Here is a 21,447-nt window from a genome sequence, read left to right on the forward strand (position 1 = left end):
ACAACTCCGAATCCAACTCCGGCACCGAGTCCAAGCCCGGGGACAACTCCGAATCCAACTCCGGCACCGAGTCCAAGCCCGGGGACAACTCCGAATCCAACTCCGGCACCGAGTCCAAGCCCGGGGACAACTCCGAATCCAACTCCGGCACCGAGTCCAAGCCCGGGGACAACTCCGAATCCAACTCCGGCACCGAGTCCAAGCCCGGGGACAACTCCGAATCCAACTCCGGCACCGAGTCCAAGTCCGAGTCCAACTCCCCCAGCGGGGACATTACCGACACAGGTTCCGAGTCCGAGTCCGAGTCCGACTCCGACTGCCGGCGGGACAACTCCGAGTCCGAGCCCTTCGATCGTCCCGACTCCAACTGCGGCGCCCCCAACTCCTCCGCCTTTGGGTGGCGGGCCGACTCCGCCGAGTTTTACATCTCCGACTCCTAACCAGCCACCGATCGTGGAAGCGGGCAAGACGGTAACAGGTTTGCAGAATTTGCCTCTGTCTCTAAGCATTTCGGCGCCCAGCGACCCGGAGGGACAGCCACTGTCGATCGCGGTAGTCGGACTTCCCAATCCTACTTTTGGTCAGGTAATTACGGGTACGAGTCCCGTCACGGTGAACCAAAAGTTAACCGTTCAGGATTTACTTGGGCTGAAATTTCAACCTGGAACAAATGTGATCGGGCAAGCCGGTTCTTTCAGCTACAGCGTAGCTGACGACCAAGGCGGCACGGCAGCAGCGTCAGTCGCAATTAACATTAATTCTTTCGATACCTCCGTAACTGTTCCAACTCTCCTGCCGCCAATTGTTGTGGATGACGGCATCGTATTTACCAATACGAATAATTTGCTGCCCACTTTTATCGACGTACTGGCGAACGATTCCAGCCCGCAAAAAGGGACGCTCAGCATTATCAATGTCAGCACACCGCAACTGGGGATAGCTGTAAATCTTGTCTCTCAAGTGCAATTCATCCCCGGCAACGTAGCGGGTACAACTGCTTTCACCTACAGCGTCAGCGACGGATTCGGGACAATTCCGGGCGTAGGTACTATCACCGTCCAAATCTTGCCGGCTGATAGCGGGCCTAACAATTTGGTTGGGGGTTCCTTGCCAGACAATTTGAACGGTTTGGCGGGCAGCGATACTATTGACGGTCAAGGTGGCAACGATACGATTAACGGCGATTTGGATAACGACGTGCTCGTAGGGGGTCTCGGCGCAGATACCATGACGGGGGGCGGCGGCAGCAATCAATTCCGCTATACCAGCCCTGCACAAGGTGGGCCTGCCTTTGATGCGGCTTCTTCGGCTGCGATCGAGGCTGCGATCGCCGCGGGCGGATACGATGTGATTACTGATTTTAACGGTCTCGGTGTGCCGATCGCCGATCAGTTTAATTTTGCCCCCGGATTTGCGAATCTCAGCGGTAACACCCAAGTTCTGCTGAATGTGCAGACAACGGTTTCTGCAAATATTCTGGGAGGAAGTGCTTTCTTGTTTGCCTACGATTCCGGCGGCAATACTTACATCATTTATGACGGCAATGGCAATAACCTCAGTGGCGCCGATTCTCGCATTTTGGCGAAGTTAAATGGTGTAACTGGGGTTTCTTCTCTTTCGGAATTTGACTTTACTTTTATCTAGAAACGAAGTCATTAGTATTGTAGGGTGCGTCAGCCCGCAGCGTTTCCCTTGCTGCTGGAAGCGATCGAGCTGACGCACCCTACAGCTACAAACTGATGCAGCGGACGTTCAAAAAATGATTTATAATCTCAAAAAGTGGTTCGTCGCCGCTGACCAGAAACGTTAGCCGACATCTATGCGCGAGTGACCGATTAAAACACTACACTTCTGGATTCGACATGCCCAGCTTTACTGAACTTGTTGATAGATGCGCAGCGTTTACTCTTAATGCATTAAGAGAGGCAAACGATAGAACTATTGAAGGGCTTCAAACAAGCGGTTCGACTTCACTTGTGAAGACTCTTCAGATGGTGCAGCTTCAAAAGGCGATCTTTGCTGTCGGTATGTTTTCCATTTTTGAAGCAAATTTGCAAAAGGGATTGAGCTGTAGCAATGGATTTTCTGAAGCCAAGAAAATATTGGAGGATGAAGGAGAGCAAGAACTAAAAGAATGCTTTGATAATCTCTGCCTAGCTGTCAATGTACTAAAACATGGACGCGGCAGAAGTTACGATGCTCTTGTCGCGAAGGCAAAATCATTACCTTTTAGAATAAAACTACCAGACGAGTCTTTTTTCTTCGAGGCTGACGTGTCAGAGGTATCGACGTTAGTTGAAGTGAACGATACGTTCGTGCAGCATTGTGGCAAAGTAATCAGTGATGTATCTAGGGTAATAAGGCGAGTACGCCCAGAGTTTGCATATGCGTGAACTCACTGCTGGCAGCTAAAGCTAAAGTCGGCTAACAATCCGCCTGCACACTGACCGTATAAAGTATTGTAGGGTGCGTCAGCCCAAAGCGTTTACCTTAGCCTTTGGGGCGATCGAGCTGACGCACCCTACAGGCCTGCGTTCATCTGCGGTAAAAAATTAAATCTGGTTGTCCTCAGAAAAAAGTCCCAACAAAGGGCCGAGAATAGCGCCGAAAACAAAGCCGCCAGCGTGTGCCCAGTAGGCAACTCCCCCGGATTCCATGCCGACACTTGCCGGGGCATTCAAGGAAGCCAGGCCGCTCAATGCTTGCTGTGCAAACCAAAATCCTAGAAAGAAGAAAGCGGGGACTCTGACGGTGGTAATAAAAATTCCCAAGGGTAGCAGTGTCAGAACTTTGGCTTGGGGATATCTGAGAATGTAAGCTCCCATCACGCCTGCGATCGCGCCGCTAGCACCTAGGGACGGAATGGCAGATGTTGAGGAAAAAAACCACTGAGTTAGTGATGCTAAAACGCCGCAAGTAAGGTAAAATATTATAAATTTGACGTGTCCTAAACGGTCTTCTACGTTGTTGCCAAAAATCCACAGAAATAACATATTTCCGGCAATATGGAGAAAGCCTGCGTGCAGGAATTGGGAGCTAATCAGTGTCGTCCATTCGGGAAATGGCGAAACTGGCACAGCAACACCACACATATTGCTTAACTGGCAAGGAATTACGGCCCAAGAGTAGAAGAATTGGGTTAATTCTCGATCGCCCAAACTGAGTTCGTACAAAAATACTAATATGTTTGCGGCAATCAGCCCGTAGGTGACGTAGGGAGTGATAGTAATGGGATTGTCATCGCGTAAGGGAACCACAGCCTTTTTTTCCTCATCAAAATATTGGCAACACAGTAGCGCATTTATAGCCCAGGTGTCTCCTGTCTAAAGGAAGAGGGAAGAAGGCAATCGATTTTAGATTTTAGATTTTAGATTTTAGATTTTAGAATTGAAGAAAGTGACTTGACGGATGTATCAGGGGGCTGGTTATCGGATACTATATTTTTTATTTCTGCACGGATGAATCCTGGTGCCGCAAGCTTCCATCAAAACCGCCCTCTCCCGCTGAAACAAAAATAAAACCCATTTAATAAAACCCTCCACCTTGCAGTTAGTTGAATATCTGCTTTTTAGTGTTGGGTTTTATTTTACCGCCAAGGCGTATATTGTATGATTGCAGATCAAGTTTGTAGTTGCGATATTGGTACGGGTTTTCACATCTCAACAAAACTACAAACTTATTTATCCCCTTGCTGATTAAATTTTTACAGCGGGGCTAGTCGAAGGTTTAGGCGACTTAATTTCCTGGGAAACTGCACGGGCGCGGTAGAGTTTAGCAACGACTTGCTCACACTTGGACAAATCCGATTCTATCTCTGTCAAAATTGCAGTTGATACGGGATCTGTGAACTTCACCCGCAGGTTGTTGATATCGACAACACCGGTTTGCAAGTCACCTAGAGTGCTCCGCAGTAAGAACGTTTCATCGGTTCCTTGCATCGAAGCTTTTAATTTAGCGTATTTGTCAGCAATTTGGGCAGGAATTGAGGGTTTTTCACCGAAATCGTTGAGGCGTTTTTCGAGAGCGAGGATGTGGTTCTGTTTGTTTTGAATCATTTCTCTCAAGAGCGATCGCAAATCGCTATCTTGGGTTTTTTCCGCATAATTTTCAAATGCTTCGCAAGCATAGCGTTCCCCTGCAAGGGCGGTATTCAAACCTTTAACAATGTCGCCTTGTGTCGAACCTCCCCAACCATTAGCTAATTTCCACCATTCTGCATTTGTGTCAGTTTCTTCTGGCAAACCGACTTCTTTTCCGCCGTAACCGAGGCGAGCCATAATTGCCGTGGTAAATATTGCTAAATCTCCCGGTTGGCGGGAAGTAATCAAGTTGCCGTCAACTACTAAAGCTTCGTTAATGTAGTTAGCTCCGGCATTAATCATGTCTGTTTTAATTGCCAAGAAACCCGTCGCATTTTTGCCTTTCAGCAAGTCGGCTTCAATCAAAACTTGCGGGCCGTGGCACACAGCAGCGACGATTTTTCCTTGCTCAAATGCTTCTCGTACAAAACGTACTGTATTGGGATTAGTCCGCATCATATCGGGAGCCATACCGCCGGGAATTATCACTGCATCGAATTCTGCAGGTACTGCTTCAGTGGTAGTTCCGTCAGCTTGCTGAGCAACTTTTCCTTGTTTCCCTGCATACTTTTCGTTTGTCCGCGAACCGAGGACAACTACATCAAAGTTTGCTTGTTTTAAGGCGTTGTAAGGAACTAAAAATTCCGAATCTTCTACTCCATTTTCGATGAGTATGGCAACTCGTTTGGTGTTGGTGCCGTTATCTGTTGTCATAATCAACTTTCCTCAGATTGTCTTTTCATCTAACATTAAGTCATTTATGATGTTTTTAGCGTCTTGCTAAAGTGATAAATTAGTTGGTTTTAAAAGATATCAGCGTGAGCCTTGAGAGGTATTTTACAGAACTGTCTCAATGCACGTAAGAGGCTCCATTAATGTCGATCGTAGTCCCGGTAGCGTGTGCAGCTAAACCCGACGCTAAAAACGCGATAACATTGGCAACATCTTGAGGAGGAGCGATTTTGCCGATCGGGATATCGCGAATAATATCAGCTTCACCGAACTCCTGAATAAACTGGTTAGACATTTCTGTACTGACAAATCCCGGTGCAACTGTAAATGCCAAAATATTATCAGCCGCAAACCCTCTAGCAATGCTGCGAGTTAAAGCAACAATAGCACCTTTAGAAGCGGCGTAGTGCAGATAATTCGGGTCATCGCCGCGAAAAGCAGCGCGACTTGCTATATTAATAATTGTACCGACTCGGCGAGTTTGAAAATGCAGGAGAGATTCGCGGCACAAATCGGCAACGGCAACTAAATTTACTTGTAGAGTTTGTTGCCAAGCTGAAGACCAAATATCGAACTCGTCCTCTATACCCGCTGACTGCATAATCCCCGCATTATTAACTAAAATATCAATATGACCGCGCCATTTTAAAGCATCTTGCCACAAAGTCGAGGCCGCGTTTTTCACCCTCAAATCCGCTGCCAATAAATAACAGCGATCGCGCGCAACACTTGCTGCGATCGCTTCAGCTTCTTTCTGACTGCGAAAGTAATGCAAAATCACCTCGGCCCCAGCATTAACCAGAGTCCGCACCGTCACTGCACCAATCCCTTTCGAGCCACCAGTTACTAAAATTACCTTTCCGGTTAAATCAATCATTTCTCTATCTCTTTTCTCTTTCTCTGCCCCCTCAACACCCTCTGCATTTAAAAAGAATAAATCTCCTTCACATACGAAATAGAATTGCTATATGATACAGCACATTACATCCAATGTGTATGCCATTTTTTCAAGCTAATGGATATTTGCAATAGATCCCTCCAAAAACTTCCAAATCCTTTTCCATGTGGGTTTCTATTGGAAATATAGCTACTGCTGAAAGCACTATAGCTTTTTTGTCCTTAAACTCGACATAGCTCTTCTCAGGTAGATGAGGTATGACTGGCAACTTATATAACGACTAAAGAAGAGGGCTAAAGCCCAACTACGTACCTCATTTACTTGAGAACCGCTATAACTACAGTGGATTCGGCAGCAGAGGTCGAATTAACTCCATAATTCGGTCAGAATTAAAATTATTGATATACTCGGTTAGTGCTTGAGCCAAACTTGCTTTGGATTCGGGAATTTGTACAATTAATTCATTCATAACTTCGGTATCGAGATAGTAAGCGGCGTGATACATTTGTTCTAACCACTGAGGGGACATCATGGATATATCTTCTCCAGACACCGTTTCAACTAATTGTTTTTGTGGAGTTTGTTCTACGACTTCGTAGATATATTGCACTGGTAAATATTTAGCGATTTTGTCAAAGATGTCTCTCTGCTGAAATGGCTTGCTTATAAAGTCGTTAAAGCCAGCCATAACAACTTTCTCTCGCTCTTCAAAAATACTGGCAGTTAAAGCAATAATGACAGTTTCTTGGGTCTGAGGGCGTTCTCTAATATATTTACTAGCTGTATAGCCATCCACGATCGGCATTCGCAAATCCATCAGAATCAGGTGCGGCCGCCAACTCTCCCACAGCGAGAGTGCCTCCACTCCCTGTTTTGCTTCTCTCGCCTCAAAACCAACCGAGGTAAGGAACTCGACTAACAAGCGACGATCTTCTTCTAAATCTTCAACAATAAGAATGCGGTAAGTCGGTTGTCCGGCAGCTAAACCAATTACTCTTTGATTTATTAATTCTGGGGGTAAGGAGTCTGCTTGAGGTAACTGTACAGGAATCTCAAACGAAAAAGTGCTACCTCGGTGCAAAGTGCTTTTAACGCGAATTTGACCGCCCATGAGTTTGACGAGTTTTTGACTGATGGCTAAACCAAGCCCACTCCCTTGACTCAAATTATTCCCAGCTTGGGCTTGCACAAATACCTTAAATAGACTATCAATTTCTGTGGGGGCAATTCCCACGCCTGTATCTTCAACTTCAAAACATAGGTGACAGGATGTTGTGTCTCTTTGTGTTGCTCTTACCCGTAGGGTGACGCTTCCTTTGTTGGTAAACTTAATCGCATTACCGAGCAGATTGACGAAGACTTGGTAGAGTTTTTTCTCGTCGCTATGCACGAATCTAGGAATGTTGGGAGCTAGATCGAAAATTAGTTGCAATTCTTTAGATTGAACTTTAACTTGGAACATTTCTTCAATAGAAGCCAGCAAATTTGTCAAATCAAAGTCAGAAAGATTGAGTGTCATCCGTCCGCTCTCTATTTTGGATAAATCTAAAATATCGTTAATCAAGTCCAATAAATGTCTACCGCTGCGATTGACAATTTGTAAACGTTCTTGAATAGAAGGAGCCAGATTTCTCTCATAGCTCATCAATTGCGTGAAGCCCAAAATTGAGTTCAGGGGGGTGCGGAGTTCGTGGCTCATGTTGGCGAGGAAGACAGTCTTGGCTTGGTTTGCTTCATTTGCCTGGTGAAATTCCAACTCAGCTTGTTTGCGATCGCTAATGTCAATTAAATATCCCAAGATTTCTACTGGTGTACCTGAATTATCTCGAATTAGCCTAAGCTGACTGAGCATCCAGCGATAAACCCCATCGGAGCGACGAAAACGGTATTCGTGTAAATAAAAATCATTAACCAATACATTTGGTAAGTCATTAAGCACGGGTTCTACATCATCTGGGTGTAAGTGATTCACCCAAAATTTAGAATCTTCTAAAAACTCGCTGCTTTCGTAGCCCAATATATCTTTGATATTTTCGCTGATGAATGTGGCTCCATAATCGCCAACAGGTTTACTGCTAGAAATGACCACGGGGCTGTAGTTTAGAAGAAAATTGAGGCGATTTGTGGTAGCTTGCAAGGCTTGCTCAGCCAGTTTTAGCTCTGTTGCGTCCTCCTGAACGGCAACATATACAGTTCCGTATTCAGGATGCTCAAACCTGGATGTATGAACTCTGCACCAAAAGAGAGTTCCATCTTTCTTTCTATTGTGGACTTCATATTTCGCTTCGCCGGTCTGTCCAATTTGAGTGACGATATCTAGAACGGCTACATCTGGTGTAAAATTGGTATCGACATAATTCAAGACACCAAGGGGTTGACCTGCGAGTTCGTCCTCTGTGTAGCCAAACATAGTGTCAAAGGTAGGATTGGTGTAGACGATCGTGAGGTCTGAGGCTTTGATTAAACACACCCCTCCTGCCATGTTATTCATGATAACGCTTTGAAGCTCTAGCGTCTTTTGAGCTTCTTTTCGAGCGGTAATGTCTTGGATCTGAGCAATAAAATGCAGTGGATTTCCCTGTCCATCTTGTACTAGCGAGACATCAAGAATAATCCAAATAATATGTCCTTGTTTATGGAAACACCGTTTTTCCATTTGGTAAGTTGAAATTGTTCCTGCTAATAGTTGATGTGCATAATTAAGATCCCCTTCTAAATCGTCAGGATGGGTAATGTCTTGGAAAGTTAACGCTAACAACTCTTCTGAGGAGTAGCCAAGAATCTGACATAAGGCAGGATTGACTTTAATCCAGTGCCCATCAAGTGAAACGAGCGCCATCCCGATAGAGGCATCTTCAAACGCATGGCGAAACTGCTCTTCACTGTTTCGTAAAGCCATCTCAATTTGTTGGCGATTTATTTCAGCTCGTTTGCGATCGGTGATGTCGCGTTTAATTACAGAACACCCAGTAATTTTGCCTGTTGTGTTTTTCAGAGGTGATATGGTACAAGATATGTGGATAAGCTGTCCATCTTTTCGGACACGCACGGTTTCATAGTTTTCAACCGTTTCTCCTTGTCGAATCTTTCCTAGGATGTCCTGTTCTTCGTAGGTAATATTGGAGGGAATTAGAATGACAATCGATTGTCCTATGATTTCTTCAGCCTTGTAGCCAAAGATTTTTTCTGCTGCATTGTTCCAGGTTAAAATGATGCCGTCTAATGACTTGCTAATAACTGCCTCACCAGAGTATTCCACAATCGCTGCCATGTGAGCCAGTGATGCTTCTACTTGCTTGCGATCGCTAATATCGCGCATAATAACAGTAAATACCGTTTCGTCTCTCATTTCCAGCTTAGAAATAGAGGCTTCAGCCGAAAACTGCGTTCCATCTCGACGACGACCCAAAATCTCGCCTCGTTCTCCCATCCTTCGCGCTCTGGTAGAAGAGTGTGCAAATTGTTTGATATGCTGCGGATGTGCATCTCTAAACTGTTCTGGCAGCAGTAAATTCAGTGGCTCCCCTAAAATATCCTCCATTTTATAGCCAAACATCTTTTCTGCCCCTTGATTAAACAGGGTAATGCGTTGAGTGCGATCGACTGAAATAATTGCATCATTGGCGATTTCTAGAATTCCCGCAAAACGAGCCTGCGATTTTTGTAAATCATCTGTTCGTTCAGCCACAAGAACTTCTAAAGTTTCGTTAAGTTTTTTAATTTCTGCTTCGGCTTGCTGGCGCTTGTAATCTATCTGGTTTAAAAAGCGAGCCGTCCCCAAGATGAGAATTGAGAACGTGACAACCATAACAGTTGAACGCAATGTATAGCCAAAATTAGCGTTATACCAGCCTAAATTTTGTCCCTGAAGAGTGAACCAGTTCAGTGTCACTGGAAAGATTGTCCCCCAAGGCAGCAACCACCGAACCATTACTCCGCCTACCAGGGGACTGGTTACTACTTGCATTAATCCTTTGTTAGGGCGGAGCAATAAAATTCCTCCATAGAGGATGAAAAAGGTGGCGATCGTGTTTAGGGGTTGAGTCGTCGTAATTATGACCAACCGTTCAAGAATATCGACATTAAATAGGTATCCAAATAAAGCTAGTAGAGAAATTAACGCTGCAACACTACTAAAAATCTGAGCCAACCAAGTGTCCCGTTGGGAATTTTGCCCTAACAGTAACAGTGCTAGTCCCATGAGCACAAAATTTAGGGCGGTATTTACTCCCATTCTTCCCGGATAATGAGTCGCTGAAGACACGAAATCTCGGAAAAGCCACTCATCAATACCCAGCTTCCAACCAAAAATATACTGGCTCAGCGTCAGCAAACCGATGATGATTATGGATCCTGCCATCCCTTGAGCGATGCGATTGTGCAGTCGGGTTCTTTGGTACTGCAACAATCTCAAAGACACTCCAGCCAGCAAAAAGCAAATTGCCGTGTTTGCTTTCATGGTCGAAGTCATACCGGGAAAACCACTTTTGAGTAGGGAGATGTCAAATTGCCAACCCAGCAGCACTAGACATCCGCTCGCAATGACGAGTAGACTTGCCATGTGAGTAATGCGCTTGTTCATAAATCGGCTGCTTGGGTTGAAACACTCTTCTTCTGATGTTAGGCGAAGCGAAGAAGAGTAACCACGGGGGGGCTGCCTCTAACCGAACTATTCATATTTTGTATGGTTGCCCCCCCTTGCCAGCTCCATATCTCCGGGATCGCAGGACTTCTTTGTGGGTAATGTGGCTTTTTTAAGCGAATAGTTAAACTATACTATTTGTGCATATGTTTATATTCCTCTAGCAGGAAACTAGGGAAATGAGTATGATTGTTGATAGAACTAGCGATAGAGTTAGCGATCGAGATACAAACTACCGAGGCAATATTTTAATTGTTGATGATTTGCCTGATAACCTGCGTCTTCTCAGGGATACTTTAAGGGAAGAGGGTTATAAAGTTCGCAGTGCTATAACAGGGGCAATGGCGATCCGAGCCGCCCAATCTCCATCGACGGAGTTAATTTTACTAGATATTAAGTTGCCAGATATAGATGGCTATGAAGTTTGCCGACAATTAAAATCTGACGAGCGCACTGCAGAGATTCCAATAATTTTTTTGAGTGCGCTAAATGAAACTTTTAATAAGGTGCAAGGGCTGGCTGCTGGAGGGGTGGATTATATTGCTAAGCCATTTCAAGTCGAAGAAGTATTAGCTCGTGTCGAAACCCACCTAACTATCCGACGGCTGCAACAAAGACTCCAAAAGCAGAATATACGTTTGTTGAACGAAATTGCAGAACGGCAACGTCTGGAAGAGTCTCTATTTGCCGAAAAAGAATTGGCTCAAGTGACACTGCAATCAATTGGCGATGGCGTCATTACTACAGATGCCCAAGGTAATGTGAGATATTTCAATCCTATAGCTGAGCGACTGACAGGCTGGAAGACTCATGAGGTTCAAGGAGTTCCTTTCTCTACAGTCTTCCTAATTGTCGATCAAGTAACGCGAGAGCCAGTAGAGAACCCTATAGACAAGGCTCTATTAGAGGAGCAAATTGTGGGCTTAGCTAACAATACTATTTTGATTGCCCATGATGGAACAGAGTATCCCATTGCTGACTCGGCAGCACCGATTCGAGACCGCCAAGGTCAAATTATCGGGGCAGTCATCGTCTTTCATGATGTTACTGAATCGCGCTATCTCACGCATAAACTCTCTTGGGAAGCCAATCACGATGCGCTAACGGGGTTAATTAACCGTAGAAGATTTGAGCAACATTTAGTTGAGGCGATCGCCTCTGTTAAAGATAGCAATCACCAGCACGCTCTCTGTTATTTAGATTTAGATCAGTTCAAAGTCGTTAACGATACCGTAGGTCATATTGCTGGCGATGAGCTACTGCGCCAAATCACCGCACTTATTCAACAGGGAGTCCGTGCTAATGATATGCTGGCTCGCTTGGGAGGTGATGAATTTGGCATTTTGCTCACTCAATGTTCGCTCTCTCAAGCAGCCCAGATGGCGGAAAATGTCAAAGATATAGTGCATCAGTTTCGGTTTATTTGGAATGGCCAAACCTTTATCATCGGAGTCAGCATTGGAGTTGTTGCTATTGACCAAAACAGCCAAGATTTGAGGGAGCTGCTGGGAGCTGCTGATGCAGCTTGTTATGCCGCCAAAGCCAGAGGCCGCAACTGTGTTCATATTTATAGTCTAGATGATAACGAACTCATTAAACAACGTGGTGAGAGGCAGTTGATTTCCAAAATCAGCCGAGCGTTGGAAACCAATCGTTTTTCTCTCTATTACCAAAAGATTGTCTCTATTACCTCTAAACCATTAGTAGAGCATTATGAGATTTTGCTCAGAATGCTGGACGAAAATGGAAAAATAGTCTCTCCAAATGAATTTATTCCCGCCGCCGAGCGTTACGGCTTGATAACTGATATCGATTGTTGGGTAATCGAGGCTTTTTTCTCTAATTATCACAAATTGCCGGAGAAAGATGTTCTTAGTCAAGGCTTGTATACGATAAATCTTTCTGGGGCTAGCATTAGTAACAATCAGTTTCTGAGGTTTTTAATCGAACAATTTTTTCGCTACCAAGTTCCTCCACAAAGCATTGGTTTTGAAATCACGGAAACCGCAGCGATCGCAAATTTTGAGCAAGCCAGATATTTCATGAGCGAACTCAAAAAAATTGGCTGTCGCTTTGCTTTAGATGATTTTGGCAGTGGGTTGAGTTCCTTTGCTTATCTGCTTAATTTACCAGTGGATTATCTAAAAATTGATGGTGCTTTTGTCAAGAATATTAGTCATAATTTGATTTCTCAAGCGCTGGTTGAAGGCTTTAATCGTATAGCCCATGCGATGAATCTTGAAACTATAGCTGAGTTTGTCGAAGACGAGGCTATCTTAGAAAAATTGCGGGAGATTGGAGTAGATTATGCTCAGGGTTATGGGATCGCCCGCCCAGTCCCTATTAATTTTAATCGCTAGCGATCGCACTGGGCCAGCGAACCCATTGCCTCACGCCTGCGTCCTGTCTAGAGGTCTCCAAGAGTCGATCGCCCGCTGCTACAAGGCTAGCTCAATTTACTGTGTCACATTTAGATCGAATGTGCTGTAATTGTAAAGGATTGAGTGTTGTATTGGAAATAAACCGGAAAATTGGCCATGAAAGCAGTTGCGTTCGATCGCTACGGTTCAGCCGAGGAATTGCAATACCGAGAGTTGGAAAAGCCGATCGCCAAACCCAACGAATTGTTAGTGCGAGTGCGCGCTAGCAGTGTCAATCCTGTAGACTGGAAAATCCGGCAAGGACACCTGCAACTATTAACAGGATTTAACTTTCCTCGAATAGTCGGTTCTGACATATCGGGAGTTGTCGTGGAAGTCGGCCGGGAAGTCACCAAATTTCAACCCGGAGATGAAGTTTATACCTTCTTAAGTCCCATCAGTGGGGGTGCTTGCGCCGAATACGCTGTCGTGGCAGAATCGGATGCAGCAATTAAACCGAAAAACATCACTCATGCAGAAGCAGCAGCAGTACCGATCGCAGGTTTAACTGCTTTGCAATCGCTCAGGGATTTGGGTCAAATTCAAGCAGGAAACAAAGTATTGATTAACGGCGCTTCCGGCGGAGTCGGCACTTTTTCCGTGCAAGTTGCGAAAGCAATGAATGCGGAAGTAACGGGAGTTTGCAGTGCTAAAAATAGAGAATTGGTCAAGAGTTTGGGAGCCGATTCTGTCCTGGATTACGAAGAAATTGACTTTACTCAACAAACCGATAAATATGATATAATTTTAGATGCTGTCGGGACAAAAACATTTGCTGAATGCGAAAAAGTGCTGCAACCAGAGGGAATTTATATATCGACTTTGCCAAGTTTCGAGAACCTCGCACCGATGTTAACGAGCTGGTTTATATCGGGTAAAAAAGCTAAATTCATTCTAGCCAATGCCAACCCCAGCGATTTAGGGGCTTTGCGGGAGTTAATAGAATCCGATAAAGTTGAGCCGATTGTCGATCGCACTTACAGCTTAGCAGAAGTAGCAGCAGCCCACGCTTACAGCGAAACCGGCCGCGCGATCGGCAAAATTGCGATCGTGATTGAATAATGAAGGCACGACACGGGTTTTGACACCGCTACAGGGATTAATTATCGATCGTTCCTTCTGCTGCTGAAGTCAGAATAAAGAATGAAGAAGGAAGTCGGAGCAAATATGAAATAACTATTCTCAATTTCCAATTTCCAATTAATTACCAATTTCCAATTACCCATTACCAATTACCCATTCCCTATGACTGCTCCCTCAAACTTGGAGACATCCGAACAAGGTTCCGACAACAACCTCGAAGCAATTAGCTCCGAAAACAGCATTGCACCAATCGTAGACGGTGCGATGGGTTCCCGCAACTTAGAAAACGAATTTCTCGACGAACTTCCCGACGAAGTTGAGATGTCTTTGTTCGAGCATTTAGAAGAATTGCGTATGCGACTTTTCTACTCGCTAATTGCAGTAGTAATCGCTGTAATCGGTTGTTTTTTCACAGTTAAACCCATCGTGCAACTGCTAGAAGTACCGGCCGGGCCCGTCAAGTTTCTGCAACTAGCTCCCGGCGAGTATTTCTTTGTTTCTATCGAAGTTGCCGGATACAGCGGTTTGCTGATCGCCACTCCGTTTATTTTTTACCAGATAGCGCTGTTTGTTCTCCCCGGTTTGACTCGGAAAGAACGCAGGTTGCTGGGGCCGGTGTTTTTCGGTTCGAGTTTCCTATTTTTGGGCGGGTTAGTCTTTGCTTACATCGCTCTGATTCCGGCGGCGCTCAACTTCTTTGTTACCTATGGAGCGGATGTTGTAGAGCAGTTGTGGTCGATCGACAAATACTTTAAATTTGTGCTGCTGTTAATGTTCAGCACCGGCTTAGCTTTTCAAATCCCGATTCTCCAAGTATTGCTCGGCGTTTTGGGCATAGTTTCTTCCAACCAAATGCTCTCCGGCTGGCGGTATGTAGTCTTGGGAGCAGCAGTTTTGGGAGCGGTTTTAACGCCTTCTACTGACCCTTTAACGCAAAGTCTTTTAGGAGGTGCGGTGCTGAGCTTATATTTTGGCGGGGTTGGTTTGGTAAAGCTTTTAGGGCGCTAAAAACTCCACAGAAAGATCGCTAAACTCGCCGCAAAAAAATATAGAGACGCGATCGCCCGCGCCTCTATAATTACTAAAAGTTAAAATTCAACACCAAAGTTTTGTCAAAACTTTGACTACATTCGGAACTGTTCTACTTCGGGAGTGTAGCCGATCGGCAAAACGTAATCCAGATTCTCGTGGGGACGAGCAATTATGTGATACGATAGCAACTTTCCGCCATCGACCTTTTTAACTGATTCAATTCCAGCAGCAACGGCTGCTTGCACTTCAGAAACATCTCCTCGCACTATAATTGTCCAGTAGGCGCGGGTTATTTTCTCATAGCGAACTAAAGTAACACGGGCTGCTTTCACCATTGAGTCCGCAACTTCTACTGCAGCGGGAAATCCTAAGACTTCAACCATTCCCAGTGCAACACCCATTACAACATTCTCCTAAATTTCACAAGATATCTGACACTCATTGTATGTGAAATTGTTGACAGAAATTGGTTCCGATGATTTTGGTAAGCTAGAAGTCCGATCGCCCAAAATTTAAAAAGCCCCTAAAAAGCCCCAGAAACTGTTGCGGCATTTAAATCCCACAGTTGGGGGCGCGCAGCAAAGCCTGCCACACAAGACTTTGAATCAAAACAACTGTGCAAATTAGATGCGCCACAGTTTAGTTTCTCACCAGCAGCAAGTCGTATGACAAGCTCGCCGATCGATTTTCGGGACTGTGGGCTCAACTAATCCAGCCGCGGCGCGACACAAAACTTTAGGGAACTCTCCCAGATCCCGGCTGTGGAGTCAATCTAAAATCTAAAATCTAAAATCTAAAATCGACTGAGTGATTCAAAACTCGTCTAGCAACCACTCCGAGGCTCTTTCACCCAAATCTAGAGGAACGCTGACAGCTTTACCCAAGCGGGGGCGATCGCGAGTAGTGACGATGTATTCTCTCACCTGTTCTGTGCTCCCCCAGCCGTTGAGGTAATTGGCCACCGCATCCAAATGCTCGAAATAATCAGCCTCCGTCATCGGAAAAGATGCCTGTTCTAAATATTTCCACATAACTTGCACAAAAATCTTGCCCCGTGTTCGCCGCAATCTGATATCGTAAGACTTTCCCCATTTTTCTAGCAGTAGCTGGTGTAAATCCTTGCCCGTCATGGTTGCTCCTGAGTTAATCCATTAAACAATAAAAGACAAAGTTCAAAAAATGTAATAATACTCTAATAAAGGCTGGAAGGCGCATTCTTAAAAGGAATTTTCGCGGCCTAAAATTTGTGCGAGCAGATTAACGGCAATTATCCTCCTTCCTCTGCACGTACAGGTTCGCTAACAGCTAACAAACAAACGTAACTTAAAACCGTAAAGGCAGGTCATGGCTCAATCTTCTGCTGGAAATCCCGATGTTCCCGATATGGGGCGTCGCCAATTTATGAATTTGCTGACGTTCGGTACAGTCACAGGTGTGGCACTGGGCGCACTCTATCCCGTTGTCCAATATTTTGTTCCTCCGGCGAGTGGGGCAGTTGGCGGCGGAGTGACAGCTAAAGATGCTTTGGGTAACGACATCATCGTTAGCGAATATTTGGCTTCGCACCCTGCGGGCGATCGTACCTTAGCCCAAGGTCTCAAAGGCGACCCCACCTATGTTGTGGTGAAAGAAGACCAATCTATCGCCGACTACGGCATCAATGCAGTCTGCACTCACTTGGGTTGCGTCGTGCCTTGGAATGTTAGCGAAAACAAGTTTATCTGTCCTTGCCACGGTTCTCAATACAACAATGAGGGCAAAGTGGTGCGCGGCCCCGCGCCTTTGTCTCTGGCCCTGGCCCACGCCACTGTCGCAGATGACAAGATCGCTTTTACAACTTGGAAAGAAACAGATTTCCGCACCGGCGAAGCACCTTGGTGGTCTTAAACTATTTTGGATTTTAGATTTGAGATTTTAGATAGGGGGTGAATGGTGAAAACCACAGATAAGTGCATCCCTAAAGCAGTCTAATAATCCAAAATCCAAAATCCAAAATCCAAAATCCAAAATCCAAAATCCAAAATCCAAAATTGTCTGACCTTTGAGATTGAATACTCTAATGCCACAAACTAATTTATCTGCGATATTTCGCCGCAGTGCCAGGACGATCGCGAAAACTGCCTTAATTGCGATCGCAGCCGCAGCATTTTTCCTCACCAGCGACATCGCACTTCCCCAAGCAGCATTTGCTTACCCTTTCTGGGCTCAGCAAACAGCACCCGCTACTCCCCGCGAAGCAACAGGCCGGATCGTTTGCGCTAACTGTCACCTCGGTGCAAAACCGACTGAAGTTGAAGTACCGCAATCTGTTTTGCCAGATACGGTGTTTGAAGCTATTGTCAAAGTTCCCTACGATACTAACGTTCAACAAGTTGGCGGCGACGGCAGCAAAAGCGGCTTGAATGTAGGCGCTGTAGTGATGTTGCCCGAGGGTTTCAAAATTGCTCCCGCTGACAGAATTCCCGAAGAAATGAAGGAAAAAGTCGGCGATCTTTACTTCCAACCTTACAGCGAAACCCAAGAAAATATTGTTTTAGTGGGCCCAGTACCGGGAGAACAGTACAAAGAATTGGTATTCCCAGTTTTGTCGCCGAATCCGGAAACTGACAAGTCCGTTCACTACGGCAAATACCAAATTTATGTTGGTGGCAACCGCGGCCGCGGTCAGGTTTATCCTACTGGCGAAAAGAGCAATAATACTGTTTACAATGCTTCGGTAGCTGGTAGCGTTTCTAAGATTGCTCAACAGGAAGATGGCGGTTATCAAGTGACAATTCAACCTGCCGAAGGTGCAGCCGTTGTTGATACGATTCCCGCAGGCCCAGAACTGATTGTTTCCGAAGGACAAACAGTTGCAGCAGGCGAACTTTTGACGAACAATCCTAATGTGGGCGGCTTCGGTCAAAAAGATGTGGAGATTGTGCTGCAAAGTGCCGATCGAGTTAAAGGATTGATGGCTTTCGTGGCTTTGACCATGCTGGCTCAAATTATGCTGGTTCTCAAGAAGAAACAGGTCGAAAAAGTTCAAGCTGCTGAAATGAATTTCTAAGTGCGGCTGTAATTAGTTGGGTAAGGCGATCGGTGCACACCCAACTATTAGGTAAGTAGGGCGGGTATTCCCCGCCTTATTCTTTGATAAATAACCAGTAAAATAATGTTAATTGATGAGAAGATAGTTGAAGTAGGCCCGCTGAAATGGTTTTATCGGGAAACAAATCCGGTTAACGAAACTGCTAAACCGCCCGTACTGCTGCTGCACGGTTTGCCGTCCCAGAGTTTTACCTGGACTGTAATTATGCCGGATTTGGCTGCCCAGGGATTTAGATCGATCGCCCCAGATTGGGTGGGTTACGGGCGATCGACAAAACCAGACAAGCGCGACTTTGCCTACACTCCCGATGCTTTTGTGGACGCCCTCGCTGGTTTTATTCAAGCTATAGAATTAGACCGCTTTTCCCTCGTTGTCCAAGGATTTTTAGCTTCAGCCGGCATTCAATATGCTTTACGCAATCCCGATAAAATTGAGCGTCTAGCCATCATAAATACACCAGTGTCACCTGATATAAAATTACCTTGGAAAATGCAGCAGTTGGGACTGCCTTTTATTGGCGACATGATGACGCAAGACCCGCTTTTGGTTGACAGAACTCTCGAAGGTGGCAGCCGCCAGACAATATCAGACAAGGATTTAGATGTTTACCGCCGCCCGTTTTTGAAGAGTTCGGATGCAGGTCGATCGCTCATGAATACTGTCCGCAATATTCAATTGCCACAGTCAATGGCCGAAATTGAATCCGGCTTGAAAGGATGGACTCGACCAACTTTATTTGTCTGGGGTTTGACAGATCCCTGGCTGAGTGTTGAACCAGTTCAAAAGCTAGTCGGTTCCCTGCAAAATGCAGAGTTAGTCACACTGGAACAAGCGGGGCATTATCCTCAAGAACATTGGTCAGAAAAAGTTGGCAATGCTGTTATCACTTTTCTGCGCCGCCAGGAGGTAAAATAATATTTTGTACATAACTCTCGGTGCTAGGTCAGTGAACCAGCTCCTCGCCGAGCTGCATTCCCAGCCTCTTCCTGAGAACGAGAAATCTAAAATCTAAAATCTAAAATCGATATGACTCGTCCCCGTTCAATTTTTGCCTTGATGATGGCGTTTTTGATGGCATTTCTGGTTAGTTGCAGCAGTGTCGAAGAAGCAAAAGTTCCAACGACCTACACAGCAGCCCAGACCCAGCAAATTCAGCGCTATGTTCCTACTCTGACAGAGTTCCGATCGCGCATGGATAAACTGGGAACCTTAATTCAAAAACGGAATTGGGTTGATACCAGAACTTACATTCACGGGCCTCTAGGCGACTTGCGGAACACCATGAAAACCGTCTCTGCGAGTTTGTTGCCTAGTTCTCAACAACAAGCGGTTGATTTAACTAAAAGTTTGTTTACCGATTTGGTTAACATTGATCTTGCTGCTAAAGAGCTTGACTATGCAAAAGTCACGGCTAGCTATCAAAAAGCTGTCAATGATTTCGATACCTTCTTGCAGCTAATTCCTAAAGCTTAATAGCTTTAGGGGTTTGTAGGTTTGGCAGTTGATGGGTGTCAAATTAAGACTGAAACCCATAATAAATATCGCTTGTAGTCGAGTCTAGATTCCCCCTAACCCCCCCTTAGTAAGAGCGGGACAAGAGTATTCAAACTCCACCTTAAAAAGGGGGGCAGAGCATTCAAAGTCCCCCTTATTAAGGGGGATTTAGGGGGAGCGAGACTTCGAGACAAAGGATAAAAACAGAGGATTTTACTGTTAATTTGACACGCTTTGCGCTGAGAACCCTACAAAAAACTTCTATCAGATTTAAAATATAAAATCTAAAATATAAAATATAAAATCTAAAATTGAATGATTCGCGTTGCAATTATTGGTTGCGGTATTATTGGCGCCTCGATCGCCTTTGAACTAAGTCAATTTCCCGAACTGAAAGTTACTGTGTTCGACAAACAGCCCCCGGCACAAGCTTCTACTGGCGCGGCACTCGGTGTTTTGATGGGAGTTATCAGCCACAAAACTAAGGGTCGAAATTGGCAGTTGAGGGAAACCAGCCTTCAGCGTTACGAAACTTTGATTCCCGAATTGGAAGCAGTTACGGGGCGAAAAATTCCTTTTAACAAACAAGGAATTTTAATGCTTTGTTCCGAGGGAGAGGATTTAATTAAGTGGGAAAATTTGATAGCAACTCGCCGTTCTCAAGGTTGGCAATTGGAACTTTGGGATGTGGAACGTGTGCGCGATCGCTGCCCTCATCTCTCTTTAAACGATCGCATTATTGCTGCGATTTATTCACCTCAAGACCGGCAAGTCGATCCGACGGCGCTAACTTTGGCTTTGATTGATGCTGCTGAACGAAATGGGGTGATTTTTGAGTTTGGCGTGCCCGTTGAAGTAGCGGAGATTGCTGCTAGTTTGGAGTTCGATCGACTAATTGTGGCGGCTGGTTTGGGATCTGCTGCTGTGACTGCATCTTTAAATCAGTTGGTTGACATTCGCCCCGTGTTGGGACAAGCGCTGCATTTGCGATCGGCCAATCCTTTAGGAAACCCTGATTTTACGCCAGTTATTACTTGCGATGACGTTCACATTGTGCCTTTGGGCGATCGGGAATTTTGGGTGGGGGCGACGGTCGAGTTTTCCGAAAATGGCGGGGAAATTCAGGCGAATGCTGATATGTTGGCGCAAGTGATGGCAAGGGCGAGATCACTTTGTCCGGCCTTAGTAGAAGCTGAAATCATCAGGAAATGGTCGGGATTGCGCCCGCGGCCGGAAGGGCGGCCGGCCCCAATTATCGAGACGCTTCCAGGTAACGATCGCGTTCTCATCGCCAGCGGTCACTATCGCAACGGTGTTCTGCTGGCCCCTGCAACAGCGCGATCGATTCGAGAAATGATTTTGCAATAATTAACAAATGTTAATACAATCAAGACAGCCATTCATATCTTACATTTAAATATGTCCGACAAACCTTTAGGTAAACCGCGCTCTTTGTGGCGAGTAATTTTGCTGTCTGGAGTCAGCTTGCTGCTATATTACGGATGGTACAAATGGATTATTCAAGAAGAATTGCGTCGCTATAACGGCAGCGGTTGGTCGGGAACCCTTTGCTTGCTTCCCTTTGTTTTAGGAGTAGCCGTCCCTCAAGCTTTGCGGATATTCGACCCTGACGTTCCCGGATGGTTTGGTTGGTTTTCCTTGCTAGGTATTGCTTGGATTTACATCGTGCAGTTCAAACTTTACAAGACCGTTAACGAATTGTACCGGCAAGAAGGAATCAAAGAACCGCTAACAGTTTGGTGGATTTTTGTACCTGGTTTAAATTTAGTTGTCGGCTTGCGACAAATTCACTTTTTGAGCCAGTTTTGGGCGAGGAAACAGGGAATTGAAGTTAAGGATAACTTAGCCGAAAGCATTCCTTTCCTCTCAGCTAACGCCTAAATAGGGCTTGCTGAATAAGTCCAAAAAACTCAAAAAAGTTCGAGCGCGCTATTGCCCGCCCACGCTCAACATAA

At 45.4% G+C, this 21,447-nt stretch carries 17 protein-coding genes; 11 read left to right on the forward strand and 6 right to left on the reverse strand.

The window, feature by feature from the left end:
• Both QUA23_RS28525 and QUA23_RS28530 read left to right on the forward strand, forming a co-directional pair.
• The coding region (locus tag QUA23_RS28525; protein ID WP_445243530.1) for an Ig-like domain-containing protein at positions 1–1,644 on the forward strand (1,644 nt) is incomplete at its 5' end.
• 218 nt (positions 1,645–1,862) lie between these two features.
• A complete protein-coding gene (locus QUA23_RS28530; RefSeq protein ID WP_333078744.1) occupies positions 1,863–2,393 on the forward strand; it encodes a hypothetical protein in 531 nt (176 codons plus the stop codon).
• A gap of 159 nt (positions 2,394–2,552) precedes the next feature.
• Here the strand turns inward: QUA23_RS28530 and QUA23_RS28535 are convergent, their stop codons facing one another.
• The 4 genes from QUA23_RS28535 to QUA23_RS28550 form a co-directional block, all read right to left on the reverse strand.
• A complete protein-coding gene (locus QUA23_RS28535; protein WP_333078743.1) occupies positions 2,553–3,257 on the reverse strand; it encodes a rhomboid family intramembrane serine protease in 705 nt (234 codons plus the stop codon).
• 438 nt (positions 3,258–3,695) lie between these two features.
• Entirely contained in the window at positions 3,696–4,793 is a 1,098-nt protein-coding gene (locus QUA23_RS28540) for a DJ-1/PfpI/YhbO family deglycase/protease (RefSeq protein ID WP_333078742.1), read from the reverse strand.
• A gap of 136 nt (positions 4,794–4,929) precedes the next feature.
• Positions 4,930–5,688 (reverse strand): SDR family oxidoreductase, encoded by a 759-nt coding sequence (locus QUA23_RS28545; protein ID WP_333078741.1) that lies wholly within the window; start codon positions 5,686–5,688, stop codon positions 4,930–4,932.
• Between the two features lie 358 nt (positions 5,689–6,046).
• A complete protein-coding gene (locus tag QUA23_RS28550) occupies positions 6,047–10,291 on the reverse strand; it encodes a PAS domain S-box protein (protein ID WP_333078740.1) in 4,245 nt (1,414 codons plus the stop codon).
• A 245-nt stretch (positions 10,292–10,536) separates the two neighbouring features.
• Here QUA23_RS28550 and QUA23_RS28555 point away from each other — a divergent pair, with 245 nt between their 5' ends.
• The 3 genes from QUA23_RS28555 (at position 10,537) to tatC (ending at position 14,862) form a co-directional block, all read left to right on the forward strand.
• On the forward strand, positions 10,537–12,711 hold the full coding sequence (locus QUA23_RS28555) for an EAL domain-containing protein (RefSeq protein ID WP_333093941.1): 2,175 nt from the start codon (positions 10,537–10,539) through the stop codon (positions 12,709–12,711).
• A gap of 177 nt (positions 12,712–12,888) precedes the next feature.
• Positions 12,889–13,833, forward strand: a complete 945-nt coding sequence (locus QUA23_RS28560) for an NAD(P)-dependent alcohol dehydrogenase (RefSeq protein WP_333078738.1) — start codon at positions 12,889–12,891, stop codon at positions 13,831–13,833.
• Between the two features lie 183 nt (positions 13,834–14,016).
• Positions 14,017–14,862: a twin-arginine translocase subunit TatC gene (gene tatC, locus QUA23_RS28565; protein WP_333078737.1), complete on the forward strand. Its 846-nt coding sequence runs from the start codon at positions 14,017–14,019 to the stop codon at positions 14,860–14,862.
• Between the two features lie 116 nt (positions 14,863–14,978).
• Here the strand turns inward: tatC and QUA23_RS28570 are convergent, their stop codons facing one another.
• Both QUA23_RS28570 and QUA23_RS28575 read right to left on the reverse strand, forming a co-directional pair.
• The gene (locus QUA23_RS28570) at positions 14,979–15,287 is read right to left on the reverse strand and encodes a carbon dioxide-concentrating mechanism protein CcmK (RefSeq protein WP_006631236.1); all 309 of its coding nucleotides are present in this window, start codon (positions 15,285–15,287) and stop codon (positions 14,979–14,981) included.
• A 411-nt stretch (positions 15,288–15,698) separates the two neighbouring features.
• On the reverse strand, positions 15,699–16,016 hold the full coding sequence (locus QUA23_RS28575; RefSeq protein ID WP_190661639.1) for a DUF3067 family protein: 318 nt from the start codon (positions 16,014–16,016) through the stop codon (positions 15,699–15,701).
• Positions 16,017–16,230: 214 nt separating this feature from the next.
• Between QUA23_RS28575 and petC the strand changes: the two genes are divergently transcribed.
• From petC to QUA23_RS28605, 6 genes are all read left to right on the forward strand, one after another.
• Complete coding sequence (petC, locus tag QUA23_RS28580; RefSeq protein ID WP_333044068.1) at positions 16,231–16,773, forward strand: cytochrome b6-f complex iron-sulfur subunit; 543 nt, start codon at positions 16,231–16,233, stop codon at positions 16,771–16,773.
• 172 nt (positions 16,774–16,945) lie between these two features.
• Positions 16,946–17,935 carry a cytochrome f gene (gene petA, locus QUA23_RS28585; protein WP_333078736.1) on the forward strand — a complete coding sequence of 330 codons (990 nt, stop codon included), beginning with the start codon at positions 16,946–16,948 and terminating at the stop codon, positions 17,933–17,935.
• Positions 17,936–18,040: 105 nt separating this feature from the next.
• Complete coding sequence (locus QUA23_RS28590) at positions 18,041–18,892, forward strand: alpha/beta fold hydrolase (protein WP_333078735.1); 852 nt, start codon at positions 18,041–18,043, stop codon at positions 18,890–18,892.
• A gap of 111 nt (positions 18,893–19,003) precedes the next feature.
• The gene (gene psbQ / locus QUA23_RS28595; RefSeq protein WP_333078734.1) at positions 19,004–19,450 is read left to right on the forward strand and encodes a photosystem II protein PsbQ; all 447 of its coding nucleotides are present in this window, start codon (positions 19,004–19,006) and stop codon (positions 19,448–19,450) included.
• Positions 19,451–19,786: 336 nt separating this feature from the next.
• Positions 19,787–20,839, forward strand: a complete 1,053-nt coding sequence (locus tag QUA23_RS28600) for an FAD-dependent oxidoreductase (RefSeq protein WP_333078733.1) — start codon at positions 19,787–19,789, stop codon at positions 20,837–20,839.
• A 51-nt stretch (positions 20,840–20,890) separates the two neighbouring features.
• Positions 20,891–21,373 carry a hypothetical protein gene (locus QUA23_RS28605; protein ID WP_333055292.1) on the forward strand — a complete coding sequence of 161 codons (483 nt, stop codon included), beginning with the start codon at positions 20,891–20,893 and terminating at the stop codon, positions 21,371–21,373.
• Positions 21,374–21,447 lie beyond the last annotated feature (74 nt).

Origin of the sequence: Microcoleus sp. Pol1C5, assembly GCF_036701115.1 — a bacterium.
Classification (GTDB): Bacteria; Cyanobacteriota; Cyanobacteriia; order Cyanobacteriales; family Microcoleaceae; genus Microcoleus.